At 36.6% G+C, this 21,708-nt stretch carries 13 protein-coding genes and 1 pseudogene; 8 read left to right on the top strand and 6 right to left on the bottom strand.

Going from position 1 to position 21,708, the window contains the following annotated elements; all coding sequences use genetic code 11:
* Positions 1–16 precede the first annotated feature (16 nt).
* Positions 17–3,070, bottom strand: coding sequence for a reprolysin-like metallopeptidase (locus tag ACU1LP_RS12255; protein ID WP_445736395.1), 3,054 nt, complete (start codon positions 3,068–3,070; stop codon positions 17–19).
* Between the two features lie 156 nt (positions 3,071–3,226).
* On the opposite strand from ACU1LP_RS12255, the gene ACU1LP_RS12250 reads away from it, so the two are divergent.
* Entirely contained in the window at positions 3,227–4,159 is a 933-nt protein-coding gene (locus ACU1LP_RS12250; RefSeq protein WP_445733660.1) for a bifunctional riboflavin kinase/FAD synthetase, read from the top strand.
* 235 nt (positions 4,160–4,394) lie between these two features.
* Positions 4,395–5,666, top strand: a complete 1,272-nt coding sequence (gene serS, locus ACU1LP_RS12245) for a serine--tRNA ligase (protein ID WP_445733661.1) — start codon at positions 4,395–4,397, stop codon at positions 5,664–5,666.
* 93 nt (positions 5,667–5,759) lie between these two features.
* Here the strand turns inward: serS and ACU1LP_RS12240 are convergent, their stop codons facing one another.
* Together ACU1LP_RS12240 and ACU1LP_RS12235 are read right to left on the bottom strand one after the other, a co-directional pair.
* A complete protein-coding gene (locus ACU1LP_RS12240; protein WP_445733662.1) occupies positions 5,760–7,031 on the bottom strand; it encodes a DUF2254 domain-containing protein in 1,272 nt (423 codons plus the stop codon).
* A 246-nt stretch (positions 7,032–7,277) separates the two neighbouring features.
* Positions 7,278–8,309, bottom strand: a complete 1,032-nt coding sequence (locus ACU1LP_RS12235) for an aldo/keto reductase (protein WP_445733663.1) — start codon at positions 8,307–8,309, stop codon at positions 7,278–7,280.
* Positions 8,310–8,622: 313 nt separating this feature from the next.
* Between ACU1LP_RS12235 and ACU1LP_RS12230 the strand changes: the two genes are divergently transcribed.
* The 3 genes from ACU1LP_RS12230 (at position 8,623) to ACU1LP_RS12220 (ending at position 16,052) form a co-directional block, all read left to right on the top strand.
* Positions 8,623–11,073 carry a helix-turn-helix domain-containing protein gene (locus tag ACU1LP_RS12230; protein WP_445733664.1) on the top strand — a complete coding sequence of 817 codons (2,451 nt, stop codon included), beginning with the start codon at positions 8,623–8,625 and terminating at the stop codon, positions 11,071–11,073.
* A 191-nt stretch (positions 11,074–11,264) separates the two neighbouring features.
* Positions 11,265–14,612: a transcription-repair coupling factor gene (gene mfd / locus ACU1LP_RS12225; protein WP_445733665.1), complete on the top strand. Its 3,348-nt coding sequence runs from the start codon at positions 11,265–11,267 to the stop codon at positions 14,610–14,612.
* Between the two features lie 111 nt (positions 14,613–14,723).
* A complete protein-coding gene (locus ACU1LP_RS12220; RefSeq protein ID WP_445733666.1) occupies positions 14,724–16,052 on the top strand; it encodes a TlpA family protein disulfide reductase in 1,329 nt (442 codons plus the stop codon).
* An 88-nt stretch (positions 16,053–16,140) separates the two neighbouring features.
* Here ACU1LP_RS12220 and ACU1LP_RS12215 read toward each other — a convergent pair whose 3' ends face one another.
* The 3 genes from ACU1LP_RS12215 to ACU1LP_RS12205 form a co-directional block, all read right to left on the bottom strand.
* Positions 16,141–16,500, bottom strand: a complete 360-nt coding sequence (locus tag ACU1LP_RS12215; protein WP_445733667.1) for a YraN family protein — start codon at positions 16,498–16,500, stop codon at positions 16,141–16,143.
* A gap of 50 nt (positions 16,501–16,550) precedes the next feature.
* Positions 16,551–18,089, bottom strand: a complete 1,539-nt coding sequence (locus tag ACU1LP_RS12210; protein WP_445736394.1) for a DNA cytosine methyltransferase — start codon at positions 18,087–18,089, stop codon at positions 16,551–16,553.
* Between the two features lie 99 nt (positions 18,090–18,188).
* Positions 18,189–19,025 (bottom strand): TdeIII family type II restriction endonuclease, encoded by an 837-nt coding sequence (locus ACU1LP_RS12205; protein ID WP_445736393.1) that lies wholly within the window; start codon positions 19,023–19,025, stop codon positions 18,189–18,191.
* Between the two features lie 269 nt (positions 19,026–19,294).
* On the opposite strand from ACU1LP_RS12205, the gene ACU1LP_RS12200 reads away from it, so the two are divergent.
* From ACU1LP_RS12200 to ACU1LP_RS12190, 3 genes and pseudogenes are all read left to right on the top strand, one after another.
* On the top strand, positions 19,295–19,948 hold the full coding sequence (locus ACU1LP_RS12200; protein WP_445736392.1) for a metal-dependent transcriptional regulator: 654 nt from the start codon (positions 19,295–19,297) through the stop codon (positions 19,946–19,948).
* Between the two features lies 1 nt (position 19,949).
* Positions 19,950–20,981 (top strand): metal-dependent transcriptional regulator, encoded by a 1,032-nt coding sequence (locus ACU1LP_RS12195; protein WP_445736391.1) that lies wholly within the window; start codon positions 19,950–19,952, stop codon positions 20,979–20,981.
* An 83-nt stretch (positions 20,982–21,064) separates the two neighbouring features.
* Positions 21,065–21,682 (top strand): annotated as a pseudogene (locus ACU1LP_RS12190) (FeoB small GTPase domain-containing protein); the annotation flags it as partial.
* Positions 21,683–21,708: the final 26 nt, after the last annotated feature.

Here is a 21,708-nt window from a genome sequence, read left to right as displayed (position 1 = left end):
AGAAAAAACATAAGCCTTATTCTATCAAAATCTTTTTAGTGGATTTCTTTACACCGTCGCTCACAATCAATAAATACATGCCCGATTGTACGGTATTCAATTGTAATTCCTGTCTAAAATCTCCAACACCTTCAAAATCTTTTTTATAAATAATGCGTCCTCTAATATCAAAAACAGCAGCAGAGATACCGCGATCCAAAGACCCATTCAATTGAACTGTAAATGTGCCGCTGTTAGGGTTGGGATAGACCATAAAATTCTCGAAACCAAATTCTTCAATGGATAGAGCAGGCATAATATTAAGGAAGTAATCTTCCACTTCACCATCAAATCCATTCTCACATGCCGTTGGCGGGCCACTACCATTACCTTGAAACTTGGTGGACACGCGCATTAAAGTATTCCCTAAATTGGCCCCAACAGGAACGGTAATGGAAAGTGGCGAGTTTGAAGTGGTGGCATTTAAAACATTGGTGGCATTGCCTAAATTATATTCTTCGCCAGCATCATTAAAACTACAATTTTGGTTCCAGTCTATCCACACTTTTGTGGCTACGGTAAAGTCTTCGTCGGTATTTACCTTAACCGTTAAACCATAAGCACTGTTTCTGTTTACATTTGTGGAGATAGCTGTGTAATTATTGTACCCAGCAGGTTTTGCCGAGGTTTTGTTAATGGTGTTGAACTGTACTAAAGTAGTACTGGTTTCATAAGCTGTACTGGCAACAGAAACGCAATTACTATTAAAAAAAGGCAGGGTTACATTTTTATCCTTTGTTTTAGAAGTGGCTGTTCCTGTAATGGTAATGGGGTAATTGCCCAATGGAACACCGTTTAGATCAGTAATGGCCATCGTTACACTTCCAGAAGCACTTAAACTGGTTGGTGAGAAAGAAACCGATGATCCTGCCGGGTTTCCAGATGCACTAAACACCGTGTTTTCTGGGAAACCATTTGCTGTAACATAATTAAAATGGAAAGTTGCGGTGGTTTCCGCACATGCAATAGGATCTAAAGTTTCTTCCACCATAAAAAAATCGGAGGCAGGTGAAATAGAGAAATTGAAATTAGAAACATCATAAAATATATTATCGGCTGCTTCAACCAACAGTCTTGCCGTGGCTGTATTTGGAATTGCAGGCACCGTATAAGTATGCGTTCCATCATTTGGGGTATTGGATGCGATGGTTATTGGAAATGTCAAACCGCCATCAGTCGATAATTTTATGTTCACATTCTGGCAGTTAATGGTGGCATTCTTGGTTTGCCCAACTATCCAGTTAATAGTAATACTGCTGCCTTGAACCCAAGACACGGGGTTGGAAACTGTAAACGGTGCAACATTTTCCACTGTAATTCTCATGGTATCAAAACTACTTTGCCCACCAGTAAAACTAGCAGGTGCTCTATCCCTAACGGTCAACGCCCAATTTAAAGTTCTTCCAACAGATGGTGCCGTTTCCCAATCGCTCCCCAAAGTCGGGTTGGTTTGCAGGGTGTTTCCTGCCAACACGCTACTAAATTTAGGAATGTATCTTTCTGGAGAACTAGATGGTGGCAAAGAACGGTTCATGGACCCCGAAGCCAAATCCGGTCCGAAATTCAAATAATTAACCAGGCCGCTATCGGTTTGTTCCCAACAATAAGCCAGGTTATCGCCCCCATCAGCATCGGTAGCTGCGCCTTTTAACACATAAGCGGTGCCTGCAGGAATATTGAAATCACTTCCAGCATTTGCAATGGGCGGGTTATTGGCAATTACTTCCGTGGTTTGGCAAGCTTTCCCAGTTAAGTTGTTCAATATTTGTTTAATACTATGGTAATGGAAATAGGGGTCGCTGTTTAACTCCACATTATTGGCCACTTCAATACCTGCGTATGCCATAATGGTAGAGCCGCTGCCAGGTTCAGAACTTACGTTGTTCCCTTCATCATCATAAGCATAGGTGTGGTTAGCGCCCATTTGGTGCCCAATTTCATGTGCCACAAAATCCAAATCGAAAGTATCACCTTCGGGTGTGGCATTGGAAGGCGAAGTAAACCCACTTCCTTTTGAACCATCCACACAAACACAACCAATGCAACCGGCATTGCCACCACCACCTGTAGCGCCAAACAAATGGCCTAAATCATAATCGGTGCTATTAAGAACACTATTTAAATTGTTTTGAAGTTGATTGCTCCAACTGCTGCTACTGGAGTTATCGGTATCAGCACCAATACTAGCATCAGAATAAGGATCGGTTGCTGCATTGGTGTAAATTAATTGTGGGGCATTTATAAGTCGGAAAGTAACCGCCATATCGGTTTCAAAAATTTCATTAACTCTAGAAAGCGTATTGTTTATGGCAGCCAAAGCATCGGCAACCGCATCGCCATTTACAGGGTTTCCATCATTGTGATATGCTGTATATTCCGCAGTTACAGATATGGCGATCTTAAATATTTGAAGCGTTTGGTTATTCGCTCCGCCTTCATTAAGCTTAGTTTTTGAAATGGTATTGCTTTTGTTGAAAGATCCAGTTAGGGCTTCAACGGTTTTACATTCAAATTTGTCGGCAAATCTCTTTTTGTCTTTTCTATCATATAAAACATATTCATTAGAACCTTTGGAAGCAGGCTGCATAAAAACCGTTGGTTTATCGGGATAGGAAATCATGGTTTGAACGCCTTGTGGCGACATACTCATCCGTAAACGGGTTCCAGAATTATCCAACCCAACACCCACATACGATTTGATATTGGGGTATTTTTCAGCCAACTCGGGCGTAAAAACAGCCGCTTCATACACTTCAAAAGCCTCCAGTTTTCCATCTTTACCGGGAATACTAATGATAGTTACTTTCTTTTTTGCCTTATCGCTCCTTAAAGAAGCAGATGATAGCGATTCTTTCAATGAAGCGGTATTAAGTTTGAAAACGTGTATTTTACTTTTCTCTAAATTTAATTTTGAAACTATTTGGGTATCTTTAATGGATTCCATTTTTTTCCATGAAGAATCTTGTGCAGAAACCGAAAAGACAAATAAAAATAGTGCCATTGATAAAACATAATGTAGTTTTGCTTTCATAAGTAGATGATTATTGTTTTTCAATGCACATATCGTATCGCCTTTTATTTACCGGTGTTTTTTAATGGCGATTCCATAAACATATTGGGGGACTATTTTAGTTTACACAAAACAAATCTAACTGTTTTCAATCAAATTAGCAATTAAACGCTTGTTATGAGCAAAATAAAGGATATTAAAGCATACACCTCGTTAGAGCCTACCATAGTTACCATTGGCACTTTTGACGGGGTACATATTGGGCACCAAAAAATTATTAAACGTTTGATTAATAACGGAAAAGACGCCAACTTAAAATCTGTAATCCTTACTTTTTTTCCGCATCCACGCATGGTGTTGCAAAAAGATTCTGGGATTAAATTAATAAATACCATTGACGAGCGCCGCACTATTTTAGAAGCCTTGGGATTGGATTATTTGCTCATTAAAAAATTTACCAAAGCATTTTCCCGTCTGTCGGCCGAAAATTTTGTCAATAAAATTTTAGTCGAAAAACTGAACGCCAAAAAAGTAATCATTGGGTATGACCATAGATTTGGCAGAAACCGAAATGCCGATATAAACGATTTAAAAGCTTTTGGCATTAAATATGGGTTTGAAGTGGAAGAGATTTCGGCGCAGGATATAAACGATGTTTCCGTAAGTTCCACAAAAATCAGAAAAGCTTTGAACGAAGGGGATATAGCAAAGGCAAATGCTTATTTGGGATACCATTTTATGCTTACCGGAAAAGTGGTTAAGGGTAAAGCTTTGGGCAGACAAATGGAGTATCCAACTGCCAATATTTTTATTGCGGAAGATTATAAGTTAATCCCCAAGCACGGTTCTTATGTTGTTAGTTCCTTGATTGATAATGAATTGGTTTATGGCATGATGAATATTGGTTTTAACCCGACTGTAGAAGGAAACCAAGAAACCATTGAAGTGCACTTTTTTGATTTCAACAAAAATATCTACAGAAAAACCATTCAGATTGATTTATTGCATCGATTGCGCGATGAGAAAAAATTTGAATCGGTCAACGCTTTAAAACAACAATTATTAAAGGATAAAGAAACCTCGATACGCTTTATAAAATCCCATTTTTGATTAACTAGATTTTGTATGTACATGACAAAAATTTATTAACATCAAATTATTAAAAAAGTTCCTTAAATAATTCCTCCCCTTTTTTCAAGGGGAGGTGCCGATAGGCGGAGGGGTCAGCTTTAATAGTTATTTTGATATAAAATTATTTTTGTCAATTACTAAACTAGATTTTACATATAATAGCGCGCTAAATATCTTCGCAATTCATTAAATTTGCCACTTAAATTTTCAAGACATGTTACAAGTCCCTTTTATTAGAGAAAATAAAGAGTTGGTTATAGAACGATTGGCAAAACGAAATATAGATGCCACTGAAATGATTCATAACGTGATTTCTTTAGATGAAGACAGAAGACGCATCCAAACCGAGTTGGATAACATTTTGGCAGAATCCAACACGCTTTCAAAAGATATTGGCAACTTATACAAATCGGGCGAAACACAAAAAGCAAATATCTTAAAAGAGAAAACAGGTCAGTTAAAAGACGCTTCAAAAGAATTGAACAACGCGCTCATTAATAAAGTGGAAGCATTAAACCAATTGCTTTATAAAATACCGAATGTTCCCAATGAGATAGTGCCAAACGGGAATTCTGAAACCGATAACCTAGAGGTTTATAAGGAAGGTACTATTCCTGTATTGTACGATGGTGCTTTACCCCATTGGGAACTGGCAAAAAAATACGACATTATAGATTTTGAATTAGGCAATAAAATCACAGGTGCGGGTTTCCCGGTCTATAAAGGAAAAGGCGCCCGATTACAACGTGCGTTGATTGCATATTTTTTAGACAAAAATACCGCGGCGGGTTACACCGAATATCAATTGCCACATTTAGTAAATGAAGTTTCTGGTTTTGGCACCGGGCAATTGCCAGATAAAGAAGGGCAAATGTACCATGTAACCGAAGATAATCTGTATTTAATTCCCACCGCCGAAGTTCCCGGAACCAACATTTTTAGAGATGTGGTGCTGAATGAAAGCGAATTGCCAATAGGCATTACAGGTTACACCCCATGTTTTCGCAGGGAAGCTGGAAGTTATGGTGCGCATGTTCGCGGATTAAATAGGTTGCACCAATTTGATAAAGTGGAGATTTTACGGGTGGAGCATCCTAGCAAATCTTATGAAGCTTTGGATGGTATGGTAGAACATGTGAAAACCATTTTGCAAGAATTGAAATTACCATACAGAATTTTAAGACTTTGTGGTGGCGATTTAGGTTTTACTTCGGCATTGACTTATGATTTTGAGGTGTTCTCAACCGCCCAGGATAAATGGCTGGAAATATCTTCGGTATCTAACTTTGAAACCTTTCAAGCTAACCGTTTAAAACTGCGTTTTAAAAATAGCGAAGGTAAAAACGGATTGGCACATACTTTAAATGGAAGTTCTTTAGCGTTGCCAAGGGTTTTGGCAGGTATTTTAGAAAATTACCAAACAGAGGATGGCATTGTAATTCCTGAAGTTTTACAGGCATATACAGGTTTTAAAATTATTGACTAATCAGTATTTCTTTTAGACACGAATTGCTCTAATCTACATTTAAAACCTCCGCTAGCGCTCGTTTGCAACGAGTGCTTTTCCTTATAATCCATTTTAAGAAATGGATTTAATAAAATTTATATCACGTTTGTTGGTAATCGCCTCTTCGGCGTCTAAAATTAAGTTTGTTATTTCTTCATCTAAAATATCATGATACTTTTTGTTTTCTTTCTTTGCAACGTTTTTTAAATGTAAAAGCATCATTACCAACTTTTCTACAATAACCACATCCTGCTTGCAATAGGTTCTTAATTCTGCCATTACCTGAAAAATCAAGGTCTTAAAATCAATGGTCGCCATGGAAACATACGCTACATGGTCTATATAAATAAGGCTTTTATCGTTCTTCTTAATACGCAAAGAAAATAATTGGGCCAAGTAATCAATGGCATTTAAAGCTGTTCCAGGGTCGTTGATGCCCGGCGACATCGCTTTTACGGCAACTTCCGTAATTTGCTTGAATGCCAGCACATAGTTGTCTTCAATCAGTTCACTTTTAGAAAAATCAAAGTGTTCCGTAATGTTATCTATAACCTCATCATCCAATGCCTTTTCACTTTTAAAAAGCGTGATGCCTTCAGAAACAAACAGGCCTTTAATAACAACTACGTCTATTTTTACTTCTTGTTCCTTGGCTATTTTTGCAATGTTTTCTAATGAAACATTTTGCAAGTAACCTGATTGTTTCGATGAGTGTTTTTTCCATATATCGGTTTCCGGAAAATCATCTTTATTATATTTTTCGTTATCAATTAAATACAGCATGCGCTGCTTCGAGATATTGAAAATCTTATCCATGATGTTATTGATTTGTATTTCCTGGGAAATGGAATGGATAAAATAGATAAAGGCCGCAAGACAATTTACCATGAAGAAGATGGCAAAAAGAACGGCAAAACCCGGTAATTGGTATTTGTCGCCGTCTGGTTCTATGTAAACTAAAATGAAGGTGCAATACAGTATCGTGGCAATGTAAAAGCCCAAAATCATTTGATGCCTTCTATTGCTTATCAAACCTGGTAACAGTCGAGGGGAGAAATTACTCGATGCTTGGTTGAGCAATATCATTACCATGGAAAAACTAAAAACCATAATGGAAATAAGGCCGCCAATAAAGGTTGTTAAAAGGCTTCTTGCCGTTTCGGTATTATTTATAACCAGTGCAGGAAATGATTCGAGAAGGTATTTGGAAATGCCTCTTTCTTCTAAATAAACCATAACATAGGTGAAAACAAAACCTAAAACAGCTAAAAGCGACGGATAGAATGCAATTTTATCTTTTAGGCGATACATTTTTCTGAAGAAAAAAAGCAGTTTGTCTTTCATATAATTGATTTTTTCAGATGAATGATAAGGCCGTTTAACAACCAATTTTCCACCAACTCCGATGGTTATAACAATCACATAGAGAAGTTGGGCAATTGCTAAAGCACCGCGCTTTCCACTATATCTTTTTTGCTTTTAATGGCAAAAAAGGATGCCGTTTCAATCGCTATTGCGGGTGTATTGCTAACCAACAATTTTAGAACATAACGTTTAGCAAATCACAAAAAATAATAACTAAATGGACTATTAAGTCGCTGGGTTAGGAATCAAACTATGCACCTCGTTAATCTGCGTCAACACCTCATCACTCAACGTTACATCCATACTTCCAATATTTTCTTTAAGTTGCTCTAAATTGGTAGCGCCAATAATGGTACTGGTTACAAAAGGTTGCAGGGTTACAAATGCTAAACTCATCTGTGCCAAGGCCATTCCGTGCCCCTCTGCTATTTTTAAATATTTTTTTGTAGCTTCGGTACAGGGTTCGCTGCTGTACCTTGAAAACCTTGGGAATAATTTTAGTCTGGAACCATCTGCTGCAGTGCCTTTTATGTATTTCCCCGAAAGGACTCCAAAGGCCATGGGCGAATACGCCAATAGCCCAACGTTTTCGCGTAAAGCAACCTCGGCCAAATCATTTTCAAAAACCCTGTTTATCAATGAATACGCATTTTGGATGGTTTTTATCCTTGGCAGATTATGGTGTTTCGATTCTTCCAAATACCGCATCGTGCCCCAAGCATTTTCGTTTGATATGCCGGCGTTTCTAATTTTACCGGTCTTAATTACTTCACCTAGGCTATGGAGAATGTCATTGAAATTATCTTGCCATTTTGTGTCCAATTTATAATCCCGTACGCCAAACCTGTTGGTATCGCGCTCTGGCCAATGCAGTTGGAACAAATCGATATAATCGGTCTGCAATCTATTTAATTCATTGTTTACGGCATCCTGTATGGCACTTTTACTAAACCCTGTGGTGCGTATATGGGCTGTATAATCGCCCGGTCCAGCAATTTTGGAGGCCAATACCACTTGATCTCTATGGCCTGTTTTTTTTAACCAGGTACCAATAATTTTACTAGTCTTACCTTGTGTTTCGGCATTGGCCGGCACAGGGTATGCTTCGGCGGTGTCGATAAAATTAATGCCTTTTTCGATGGCATAATCCAGTTGCGCATGGCCTTCAGCTTCCGTGTTTTGGTTTCCCCAAGTCATTGTGCCCAAACATATTTTACTAACTTTAATATCGGTATTTGGTAATGTTGTGTATTTCATCTGTTTATTTCTATTTTTTTTAATGGTCATCCCGGATAGCTATCGGGACTTCATATAATCATTTCTGCTGTGTGACAAAAATGTAGTCATGGATGTTTCATAAAATCATTTAATTAAACGTTAAAGATAAAAAACTTTCATAGCTGTAAAACCTTTTAAATGTTTTTAATGCATTGGGAACAGCCATTTGTATTCGCTCCCCATAAACTAAATCTTAATTTCACTGGTTCGCTTTGGTGCAGCAATAGGCTTAATGATTTTAAAGGTTTTTGCTATATTTGTTTTTGAGTAATATTTTGATTTGAAAAACCCAATGCCCAAAAACCAAGAACTTGAGTTAGCCTGGAATTTTGTTGAAAAAACAGACAGAAATGTTTTTTTAACGGGAAAAGCAGGCACCGGAAAAACCACTTTTCTACATAGTTTAAAACAAAAATCGTTTAAGCGATTGGTAGTTGTTGCGCCCACGGGTGTGGCGGCCATTAATGCTAAAGGCGTTACTATCCATTCGTTTTTCCAAATGGCTTTTGGTCCGGTTTTACCCGAGGAAGCGGGGTTTCAGAATAAAGAATCTGGGTTTCAGAGAAAATTCAATAAAACAAAAATCGATATTATTAAGTCGTTGGATTTATTGATCATTGATGAAATCAGTATGGTCCGTGCCGATTTATTGGACGGTATCGATCAGGTTTTAAAACGTTATAAAGACCGAACCAAGGTCTTTGGTGGCGTGCAAGTGTTGATGATTGGCGATTTGCAACAACTCTCGCCCGTGGTAAAAGACAACGAATGGGAATTGCTAAAACCTTATTATGAAACGCCATACTTTTTTAGTAGCCGGGTCTTTCAAAGCTGTAACGCTATTAGTATTGAACTAAAGCATATTTACAGGCAAGACAATGAGGTTTTTATTAAAATTCTGAATGAAATTAGAAACAATAAACTGTACAATGGTTCGGCGGCACTCTTAAATGAACGCTATCTTACCAATTTTTCCCCTGCTAAAAATGATGGTTACATCACCCTTACCACACATAACAACAGAGCCAACCAAATGAACGATTTGGAGTTGCAAAAAATTAAAGACAAAAGTTATTTCTATAAAGCGGAAGTTGAAGGCAATTTTCCGGAGTATTCATATCCAACCCATGAAAAACTGGAATTAAAAAAAGGTGCACAGGTAATGTTTGTTAAAAATGACAGCGCCCCGGAAAAACGTTATTTTAATGGGAAAATAGGCGAAATAATTCATTTGGATAAAAAGGAAATCACCGTTCGATGCCAAGGCGATGCGTTTGATATTACCGTGGTGCCCGAAATTTGGGAGAATATAAATTACAGCATCAACCAACAAACCAAGGAAATATCAGAACATGTGGCGGGCGCGTTTTCGCAAATGCCACTTCGATTGGCTTGGGCCATAACCATACATAAAAGCCAGGGACTTACGTTCGATAAAGCCATTATTGATGCACAAGCGTCTTTTGCACATGGGCAAACGTATGTGGCGTTAAGCAGGTGCAGAACCCTTGAAGGCATTGTTTTAAAAAACCCGATCAGCGGAAACAGTATTATTAACGATATGCGCGTAACCTCCTTTAACCAATCGGTTGAAAACAACCCGCCCAATGAAACTGTTTTAAATGAATCGCAAAAAATATATCAGCTAAACTTAATTGAAGAACTTCTTAATTATTATGCATTATTACAACCTGTAAATAGGCTTTTAGATCTTTATTACAAAAACCCTAGCAGTTTAAAAGGAAACATTCTGGAGCCTTTAACCACCATAAAAGAAGAAGGCATTACCAAGTTGTTAAAGCTAAATACCAGTTTTATGGCACAGTTAAAAATGATGAGTGCAGATGTGATGGCGCCAGAAAAAAGTCCTCCAATTCAAGAAAGGATCCATAAGGCTTTGGAATATTTTATAAAACACACTTCAGATTTTATAAAAGCCCCTTTTGATGCCTTAACATTTGCCACAGAAAATAAAGAAGTAGATAAAGAATTCAATAAACAATTAGATATACTTGAAGAGCAACTGGCGACTAAATTATACTGTTTGAATGGTTTGAAAAACACCTATAGCAGCTTAAAGTATTTAGAGCTTCGTGCCAAAGCGGTTTTACAAAAAACCAAAACAACTCCCGTTAAAAAAGAACGCCAGGATACCACCGAGCATCCCATACTTTTTGAACGATTAAAAGCCTTACGTGCCTCCTATGCCGATGCGGAAAACCTGCCGCACTACATTATTTTTAACCAAAAATCATTATACGATTTATGCGACATGTTACCTGTAACCGAAAAACAATTGCTCGCTGTAAACGGCATGGGAAAAGTACGTGCAGAAAAATATGGTACCGAAATTATTGATATCATAAAAAATTATTGTGCCGAAAACGCCATTGATCCAAACGCCATTGTCCGTAAAAAAGAAAAGCCCCAAAAAGGAAAATCGAATAAAGAAGATACCAAAAACATATCGCTCCAACTGTTTAAAAATGGATTGTCCATTGTTGAAATTGCCAAAGAACGAAATTTTACAACAGGCACTATTGAAGGGCATTTGGCCCATTTTATTCCCACGGGCGCCATTAAAGTTACCGACATCATCCCTGTAGAAAAATACGAGGAGCTTAGAACCATCATGCAGAAAGAAACTTTTGAGAGTTTTTCTGAGCTTAAAAGTAAAATTGATGCGAAATTCTCGTATAATGAAATACGATTGGTAGCCAACACGCTTGAAATGAACACATAAAAAAAACCTGCTTCCCGTGTTCGCCGCATAATCATCCAAAATACTTAATCCATTTTAATTTTTACTTTACTGACAGGGCAAACGCATCAAAATAAAAGTTCCTGTTTTTAGCCAATTGAAAAAGTTTAAATGATCTCCATATTAAAAAACAATTCTAAGGCTTATATTTGCACTTCAAAACCGAATTTTAGGTGAGTAAATCAATCCTGTCTCAAACCTATGCACAGACTTTGCAAACGCAAATTCTGCAAATTGCCATTGCCAAAAATGAAGCGAGAATACATTTAAAAGGCCTTGTAGGCTCGTCATTTTCCTTTGTAATTTCAAGTATTTTTAATCAAAACGAATTGCCTTTCCTCCTGGTTTTTAACGATAAGGAAGAAGCAGCATTCTATTTAAACGATTTAGAGCAACTCTGTGGCGATAAAGACGTGCTGTTTTACCCAGGAAGTTACCGCAGACCATATCAAATTGAAGAAACCGATAATGCCAATGTGTTGTTGCGTGCCGAGGTTTTAAACCGCATCAATTCCCGTAAAAAACCCGCCATCATCGTTACGTATCCCGATGCGTTGTTCGAGCAAGTGGTAACCAGAAAAGAGTTGGAACGCAACACCTTAAAAGTGTCGGTAAACGATAAATTATCCATCGATTTTGTAAACGAAGTGTTGTTCGAATACCAATTTAAACGCGTCGATTTTGTTACCGAACCCGGTGAATTTTCGGTACGTGGTGGTATAGTGGACGTATTTTCGTTTTCAAACGACGAACCTTACAGAATTGAATTTTTTGGCGATGAGGTGGATAGTATTAGAACTTTTGATGTGGAAACCCAACTTTCCATCGAGCAGATTAAAAAAATCAACATCATTCCCAATGTTGCCAATAAACTATTGCAAGACAGCCGACAAAGTTTTTTGCAATACATGGCTCAAAAAACGCTGGTATGTTTTAAAAATGTCGATTTGTTCTTTTCAAGAATAGACGATTTTTATTCCAAAGCCGAGGATGCTTTTAAAACACTTTCTTCAGAAATAAAACATGCCGAACCCAATGAACTGTTTTGTAATTCAACAGCCTTAAAAAAACAATTACTCGATTTTTCAATTATTGAATTTGGTACTACAGCATTTTTCAATAATCCATCGGGCAATACTGTTGCCTTTAACACCACGCCCCAACCCGCCTTCAATAAACAATTCGATTTATTAATTGAAGATATAAACGCCAATTACGAGAAAAGATATTCTATTTATATAGCCTGTGTTAGCGAACAACAAGCTAAACGCTTTCACGATATTTTTGATGATTCGCACCTAGAAGTAAAGCCTTATAAAACCATTGTATTATCGCTGCATCAGGGATTTATAGACCACGATAACAAAATAGTTTGCTACACCGACCATCAAATTTTTGAACGTTACCACAAATTCCATGTTAAAAATGGCTATGCTAAAAAACAAGCCATAACCTTAAAAGAACTTACCAATTTAGATATTGGCGATTACGTAACCCATATCGATCATGGTATAGGGCGATTTGGCGGCCTTCAAAAAATAGATGTTGAAGGCAAAAAACAAGAAGCCATTAAATTGGTTTATGGCGAGCGCGATGTGCTGTATTTAAGTATTCATTCGTTACATAAAATCACCAAGTTTAATGGAAAAGATGGGAAGCCGCCTAAAATTTACAAACTGGGCAGCACCGCTTGGAAAACTTTAAAAGAAAAAACAAAATCACGGGTTAAGCATATTGCCTTCAACCTTATAAAACTCTACGCAAAACGTAAAACCGAAAAAGGCTATCAGTACAACCCCGATAGTTATATGCAACACGAATTGGAAGCCTCTTTTATTTATGAAGATACGCCCGACCAAAGTACCGCCACCGCCGATATCAAAGCCGATATGGAAAGCGAACGCCCCATGGACCGTTTAGTATGCGGCGATGTGGGCTTTGGTAAAACCGAAGTCGCTATTCGTGCTGCGTTTAAAGCGGTTGATAATGGGAAACAAGTGGCCGTTTTGGTGCCAACCACTATTTTGGCATATCAGCATTCCAGAACGTTTAGGGACCGTTTAAAGGATTTTCCTGTTACGGTAGATTATTTGAACCGTTTTAGAACCGCCAAGGAAAAACGCGACACTTTGGATGGGTTGGAAAACGGTACTGTTGATATCATTATCGGCACGCATCAACTGGTAAACAAAAACGTAAAGTTTAAGGATTTAGGATTGCTTATTGTTGACGAAGAGCAAAAATTCGGCGTCGCAGTAAAAGAAAAACTAAAAACGTTGAAAGACAATGTAGATGTGTTGACATTGACCGCAACACCCATACCCAGAACCCTTCAGTTTAGCTTGATGGCGGCGCGCGATTTATCGGTTATTACCACACCACCACCAAACAGGTATCCCATTGAAAGTCACGTCATTCGTTTTAGCGAAGAAACCATTCGCGATGCTGTGAGTTATGAAATTGAACGTGGCGGACAAATTTTCTTCATTCATAACCGCATAGAAAATATCAAGGAAGTGGCAGGCATGATCCAGCGGTTGGTCCCCGATGCTAAAATAGGTATCGGTCATGGGCAATTGGAAGGCAAAAAGTTGGAAGAACTCATGCTGGCTTTTATAAACGGCACTTTTGATGTGTTGGTAAGTACCACCATTGTTGAAAGCGGGCTCGATGTGCCGAATGCCAACACCATTTTCATCAATAACGCCAATAATTTCGGATTGAGTGATTTGCACCAAATGCGCGGTCGTGTGGGGCGAAGCAATAAAAAAGCATTTTGTTATTTTATAACACCGGAACATTCCACAATGACCGATGATGCCAGAAAACGTATCACGGCTTTAGAGCAATTTACTGAATTGGGCAGCGGTTTCAATATTGCCATGAAAGATCTTGAAATTCGTGGTGCCGGCGATTTATTGGGTGGCGAACAAAGCGGATTCATCAACGATATTGGTTTCGATACCTATCAAAAAATATTGAATGAAGCCATTGAAGAACTCAAGGAAAATGAGTTTAAAGAGTTGTATGACGAAAATGAAGAAGATAAAGTGTATGTTAAAGATGTAACGATTGATTCTGATTTTGAATTGCTGTTCCCGGACAATTACGTAAATAACATTACCGAACGATTAAGTTTATACACCAAACTTAACGGATTAAAAAACGAAGCAGAGCTACAAAAATTTGAAACCGAATTAATAGACCGCTTTGGCGAATTGCCCAAACAAGTGGCCGATTTGTTGAACAGCGTTCAAATAAAATGGATTGCCACCAAAGCCGGTTTCGAAAAAATTGTGATGAAACAAGGCAAGCTGATAGGTTATTTTATTAACGACCAACAAAGTCGTTTTTATCAAAGTAGTAACTTTACCAAAGTGCTGCAGTTTGTACAAACCAACCCAAACACTTGCAAAATGAAAGAGAAGCAAACCCGTAACGGCTTACGGCTTTTGCTGACTTTCGAGAATATCAAATCGGTAAAACAGGCCTTAAAAGTGTTGCAACCGCTTGTGGGGTAAAAAGTTTATTTGTTTATAAGGTAATGAGGTTATAAACCCATAGCCTGATAAACTTACAACCAAATAATTGCGTAAAAAAACTGAAACATTAAACTTTTGAACTTTAAAACCATGTTATTTAAACTAATTTCTTTACTAATAGTATTACCAAACATTCTATTAGCGCAACATACTATTTCGGGCATGTTTTCTCCGCCTAAAGATTATAAGGTAGCATTGTTGTATAAAGTAACGCCAACGGTATCGGAGTATATTGCCAATGCCGAAGTACAAAAGGATGGAAGTTTTCAATTTCAATTGGATTCGGCCGTAACCAGTGGCATGTACAGAATTGTTTATGCGGTACCACAAGAAGACTATAATTTTGATGTTATTTATAACGGAAAGGAAGACATTATGCTTTCGTTCAACACAGAAACAGGCGTTGAATTCAAGTCCTCTTCCGAAAATAAATTATTGAAATCCTATACCAAAAGTATGTCTGCCGTTACCCAAAGCATCAGTAATTATTTTAGGGAAAACAAAAAAGACACCATGGCGTTAAATGCCATTTTTAAAACACAACGGGAAGCACAATCCAATTTTGAAAAACTAGCTGAAAAGACCATCGCACTTCAATTTATAAAAGCCAACAGACCCTACATCCCCAAAAAATATGAAGACGTAAAAACCTATGTCAGCAATTTAAAAAAGCATTATTTTGATTACGTCGATTTTAATAACAAAACACTTCAAAGCTCTAGTTTTTTAGAGGAACGCATGAACAATTATGTTTTTGGGATGTCCTCTGAAGGAGTCGATGAAACCACCAACTACAAAAACAATATCGATGTATTTTGCAATGCCATGAAAGACGCACCTGTAGCTATTAAGCGTATTTTACTGGTCAGTTTATGGCAGCAAATGGTCGATTTGGATTATGAAGCAGTCGCCAATTATATTTCCAAAAAACAGTTGATTGAGATTGCGAAATCTTTAAAAGACAACGAACTTGTAGATGCTTTAACATTATACAAAAACCTTTCAATAGGAAGTAAAGCACCCGATTTTTCTTTTGAAATAATAAAAGACGACAAGAAACTGACTAAAAAATTAAGTGAATTAGGGAATGCAGAAAAATACATCATTGTTTTTTGGAGCAGTGGCTGTTCGCATTGCCTTGATGAAATCCCGAAATTGCAAAAGTTTTTAAAATCTTATAAAAAGGAGAAAATTAAGGTCATTGCCGTCGGACTTGAAGATGACAATAAAGTTTGGAAAGAAAAAATTAAAAGCTATCCAGAATTTATCCATGTGCTTGGTTTGGGCAAGTGGGATAACAAAATTGGCAATAAGTATGGTGTTACAGCAACACCTACTTATTTTGTACTCGATAAAGACAAGCACATTATTGGAAAACCTGATGATATTGAAGCTTTAAAGGCTTTATTAATTAGGTAATCTGTCATGCTGAACTTGTTTCAGCATCTCACATATTTAGATTAAAATTAAGATGAGATCCTGAAACAAGTTCAGGATGACATAAATGTCAAAAATGATAAAAAGCATTCTCCAGATGCTCGATAACAAATTTGTTTCCTGTTTTTACAATAGCAATAATATCAAAACGCACCTCTAAATCCAAACCGTTGGCATTTACATATTCATCAACTGCTTTTACAAGGCGTTGAATTTGCTTGGGTTTTACAAAATCCTGGGGATTGCCAAAATCTATGGTCGATCGTGTTTTTACTTCAACAATGGCTAAAAAGCCGTCCTTTTTGGCAATGATATCCACCTCAGCTTTTTCAAAACGATAATTGCGTTCCATAATCTCGTAGTTGGTTTTCAACAGAAAATCAACCGCCAATTGTTCGCCTTTTTTACCGAGTTCGTTGTGTTTTGCCATAACATCATGCTTTTTCGCCTGTACAGAGATTTGAATAAAACATTCTTGATTTAGCGATAAGTTTGCAAGTCCATTCTTTTAGATTGCTGATTCAAATCTTGGTTGGTTTTAAAAACATCTGTTTTTAATATGGCTTTAGATAACATTTCGATAACTGGAACAGAAACACTATTCCCTATTAATTTCATCCATCTATTACGAGATTCGGGCAGAATAAAATCTTTAGGGAAACCTTGAATAGCACAAGCCTCTTCCTTCGTGATTTTCCGATAGTTTTTTTTGTTATAAATTTCTTTTATGAATTGACTTTTATAATTTTCCATATCTGTTGGTTCTAATTCTACTGTTGATATAAAATCGTTCGTATCGCTGGCAACTAATGTTGGGAAAATGCTTGAGGTAGGTAGAAAAATCCTATTAATGCCAAATAATCCTGTACTAATTTTAGTGTTTTTAAAGTCATATCGAATTTCGGTACATTCGATAATATTTTTAATTTTTAGTGATTCTAATGTTTTTGTTAAAGGGATTTTTTTCAATTTTAAAACACGATTATTTTTTAAATCATCAAAATCTATTTTCTTATAATCGGTTAATTCCAATAAGTCGTTTTCATAATCTGATAAATCTTTTTTGTCAAATTTATTGATTGAAAAAGAATATTCTACCTCTTTTAATATTTCAAGATTTACTAAATCATCAAGTTCTTCTTTACTTATAGTGGCATCCAGATTTTTAAAATGTTTTAAGGATAATGGATTACCATCTAATTTTCCATAGGCACTTTTTCTTCTGTTTTTTAACAATAGATAACAAATTTCTTTTTGCTTTTTTGAAGTGTTGATAATATCCCAAGAATGTATTGTGGAATGACCATTTCTTAAATCATTAAATAAAAAATAGTCATTAAAGCCATTTTTACTAGACAAACTCATGCTTCTTTGTGTAGAAATTTCACCGAATAAATCTTTATCCAAAAATTGATTGTCATTTTTTGTTTTAATATTGGTCTCAAAGATTAAATCTCCAAGTTTTGTGTTATTGTTTAGTGCATTTGGAAGTTGAAATTTATCTAAATACAATTTTTCTTTGAACCCAATTATATATATCCTAATTCTATTTTGTGGCACTCCATAATCAAATGAATTAATCACATAATATTTTGCATAATAACCAGCTTCCTTAATCCTTTCCAAAATATAAAGCAATGCTTTTTTGTTTCTTGGGTCAACAAGTCCCTTTACGTTTTCAAAAATGAAAGCTTTAGGTTTTGACTGCTTTAACAGGTAAATAGTATCATTCCAAAGTTGACCTCTATCATCATCAAAGCCCAAATTTTTTCCAGCAATAGACCAACTCTGACATGGAACTCCTGCCGTAATCAAATCACTTTCTGGTAAACTTTGTAGCTTTGTTATATCTCCAAAATTACTATCTGGATTTTCGCTAAAATTTTGACAATAGGTATTTATAGCATCGTTATTAATTTCACTAAAACCAAGACAATTACCCCCAACATTATCGAGAGCCATTCTAAAACCTCCAATACCAGCAAATAAGTCTATAAAAGTAAATTTGTTGTTTTTCATCTGTTTATACTTATTGATTTTTCATCGGTCAGATGTTACATCCATATAATAATTTTCTCTGTGTGACAAAAATCTAGTCATGGATGTTTCATTGTTGGATTATTTAAGGAGGTTTTCATTAAAATTTTGAGGTGGTTCAATTTGTAAAAATTCTCTATAGATACGTTCTCGGTACTCTTTCCCTAATAAATTTATTTCTTTAATAAAATTATTATATGTACCAACTCCTCCGATAAGTTCCCAAAATTCATCTCCAATTAATACAGATTCATCGGTGTGCATATTAAACCATCTCATTGGGAAACCCCATTTATAATTTTCTCTTTTTCCGAAAGGATTATAAGGCAAAGCATAATAAGCAAAGTCAACTTGTTTGGGACTCATTGCTAATAATTTAAACATTTTCTCTTTACTCACTTTCGTTTGGTCACTATTAGGCAAAGGTCCTTTTAATTCAAATGCGTATTTTATATTTGTGTCTTCATTATTAATGAAAACATCGCAAATTACACTTACTGGTATTAATGCTCCACCTCCTTTTTTTATATAGTCAAGTTCTGTTTTCCAATCAGGTAAAATTCTTTCTTTCCCTTTTCCTCTATGTTCCAACTTATTCAATACTTCTTGAATTCGTCTTAAACTTTCATGCCCAACAGTACCATGAATAGTATGCCCTATTGTGCAATTTCCATGAGCTTCAAAAGCAACTACTTTTGCCAATTCTTCCCAAACACTTCCAAATGGTGTAACAAATCTTCTTTCAAAATGAGAGCCTTTAAATATTTCATCTGGAACTAAGGCTGCATAAAGCGGTTTTCTGGAATGATGCTTTTCCTTTATAAATGGATCTGTTATTAAAACTCTATCCATAACTCTTTCCATTAAGTTGGAAATCACCTCTTTTATTGCCAAAGATATGCGTTCTTGCTTATTCATAAATGGTTTTAACTTGGTGTAAGATATTCAAAAAAAATAACTTCTGCTTTCTCATAATTATAATCGAACTCAACATTAATGTAAACGTTTTTCTATAGAAATCATCCAATAACTGTCCTCATTTTATCGAGTTCGTTCCGTTTTTGATATACCAATCTTTATCTAAAACAAAAATACATAAATTATACTTCATTTTTATTTTTAGCCATCCCTAAAAAAATATTTACTTTTAAGTAAATTTAAGTATCTTTGTAGCCTAAAGTTAACGTATGACAACCTTATCCGAAGAGAATTATTTAAAAGCCATTTACCATTTGGGTAAACAAGGAACCGATGCTGTTAGTACCAACGCCATTGCTGAAAAAATTGAGTCCAAGGCATCTTCGGTTACCGATATGGTTAAAAAGTTAGCAGATAAAAATTTGGCCCACTACATTAAATACCAAGGGGTTAGTTTAACGAACGAAGGACGATTAACCGCAGCATCCGTTATTAGAAAACACCGCCTTTGGGAAGTGTTTTTAGTAGAAAAGCTTAACTTTTCGTGGGATGAGGTGCATGATGTTGCCGAACAATTGGAGCATATTAAATCCTTGAAATTGGTAAACGAATTGGATGCTTTTTTAGGATTCCCGACGCACGACCCACATGGCGATCCCATTCCAGATAGAGATGGGAACTATGCTTTGAGAAAAAGTGTTAATATACTGGAAATGCAAACGGGTAACGAAGGTGTGTTAGCTCAAGTTAAAGATTCATCCGATATATTCCTAAAATATTTGAACAAAAACAATTTGGCTTTGGGCGACACCATAAAAGTATTGGATTTTGAGCCTTTTGATGATTCGGTCACCATTCAAACAAAAACCAAACAAATCATTATCTCTAAAGAAGTTGCAAAAAATTTATTCTTAAGCCAGTAATATGAACACCTATAATCCCATAAACGCGCTCGTGCTGTTTTTTATAATAGCAGGTATTATTTTTGTGCTTTTCAGACCCACAAAAGGCTGGTTCTGGATTATAAAAAACAATTTTAAAGGCAACGAAAAAGTAATTACCGAAGATATTTTAAAGCAATTGTACCATTTTGAAGATTCTGGCAATAAAGTGAATACAAAAACCCTGCTTCAAGTGTTGAAATTCAGCAACCATCAAATTATAGAAGTCATAAAAAACATGACCATCAATAACTTGATTTATTTTGAATCGGATGTGTTGAAACTAACAGATGCCGGACGCGATTATGCCTTAAGAATTGTTCGTATCCACAGGCTTTGGGAACGCTATTTGGCCGATAAAACAGGCTTTAGCAAAGAAGAATGGCACGATAGAGCGGAAATGATGGAGCATAAACTAAGTCATGACGAAACCAATACCTTGGCTGCGCGATTGGGAAATCCCAAATTTGATCCACATGGCGACCCGATACCCACAAAAACGGGTAAAATAGCACCAGTTAATGGGGTTGAATTGCCTTTATTGCCAGTAAACTCGTTGGGAAGAATTACCCATATTGAAGATGAGCCAGAAATTATCTACAAACAGATTTTAGCTGAAAACATTCATATTGGTTCCCTTATTAAAGTGGTGGAAAATAACGCCACCCGCATTGTATTTCAATCGGAAGGTGAAGAATTTAGACTCGCTCCTATTGTTGCAGCCAATTTAACGGTCGCTCCTATTGAAAAAGAAGTGGTTATGGAAGATAATATTGCTAGATTATCGAGTTTAAAAGAAAATGAATCTGCCAAAATAATAGGCATGTCCAGAGAAAGCAGAGGAGAAAGCAGAAGGCGTTTATTGGACTTGGGATTTGTAAAAGGCGCCAACATCAAAATAGATCTAATGAACCCGTTAGGAGAACCCCATGCCTATTTAATAAAGGGAACTTCCATTGCCTTAAGAAAAGATCAAGCGGCTAAAATTCTGATTAAAAAAGACTTAGTAAATTGAAGTGAGACCTGTCAGGTTTTTAAAACCTGACAGGTCTTGGCAATAAAGCATAATAAGTAATACAAAATAATGAAAATTAAACCATGGATACAAAAGTAAAAAGTGCTTGCGAAACCTGCGCCCATTTTAATGCCGATGGCTTAAAAAGACTGGGCATCAATACCACGAATGTCGATTTTGTGGTGGCTTTGGCGGGCAACCCCAATACAGGAAAAAGCACGGTTTTTAATGCGTTAACGGGCTTGCGGCAACATACAGGAAACTGGCCAGGGAAAACCGTTGCCCGGGCCGAAGGTGGTTTTGAATACAACAAACAAACATTCAAGTTGGTCGATTTACCGGGCACCTATTCATTGCTTTCAACGTCTGAAGATGAAGAGGCGGCAAGGGATTTTATCCTTTTCGGAAAACCTGATGTAACAGTTATTGTTGCTGATGCCAACCGATTGGAACGCAACTTAAATTTGGTGCTTCAAATTCTTGAAATTACCGATAAAGCGGTGTTGTGTTTGAATTTAATGGATGAAGCCAAACGCAACCACATCACTATAGACGAACGGACTTTGGCACGCGATCTAGGAATTCCTGTGGTTGCTACCAGTGCCAGGTTCAGTCAAGGAATTCCTGAATTGATCCATACCATTAGCGACATAGCCAATGGAAACATTGTGTGTAAACCGCATCGCATCAAAAGCGTTCCAAACAATATTTAAAATGCGGTTAAAAC

Source organism: Mariniflexile sp. (genome assembly GCF_052728615.1).
The sequence above is the reverse complement of the archived record's forward strand: the minus strand, read 5'-3'. Positions and strand labels throughout refer to the sequence as shown.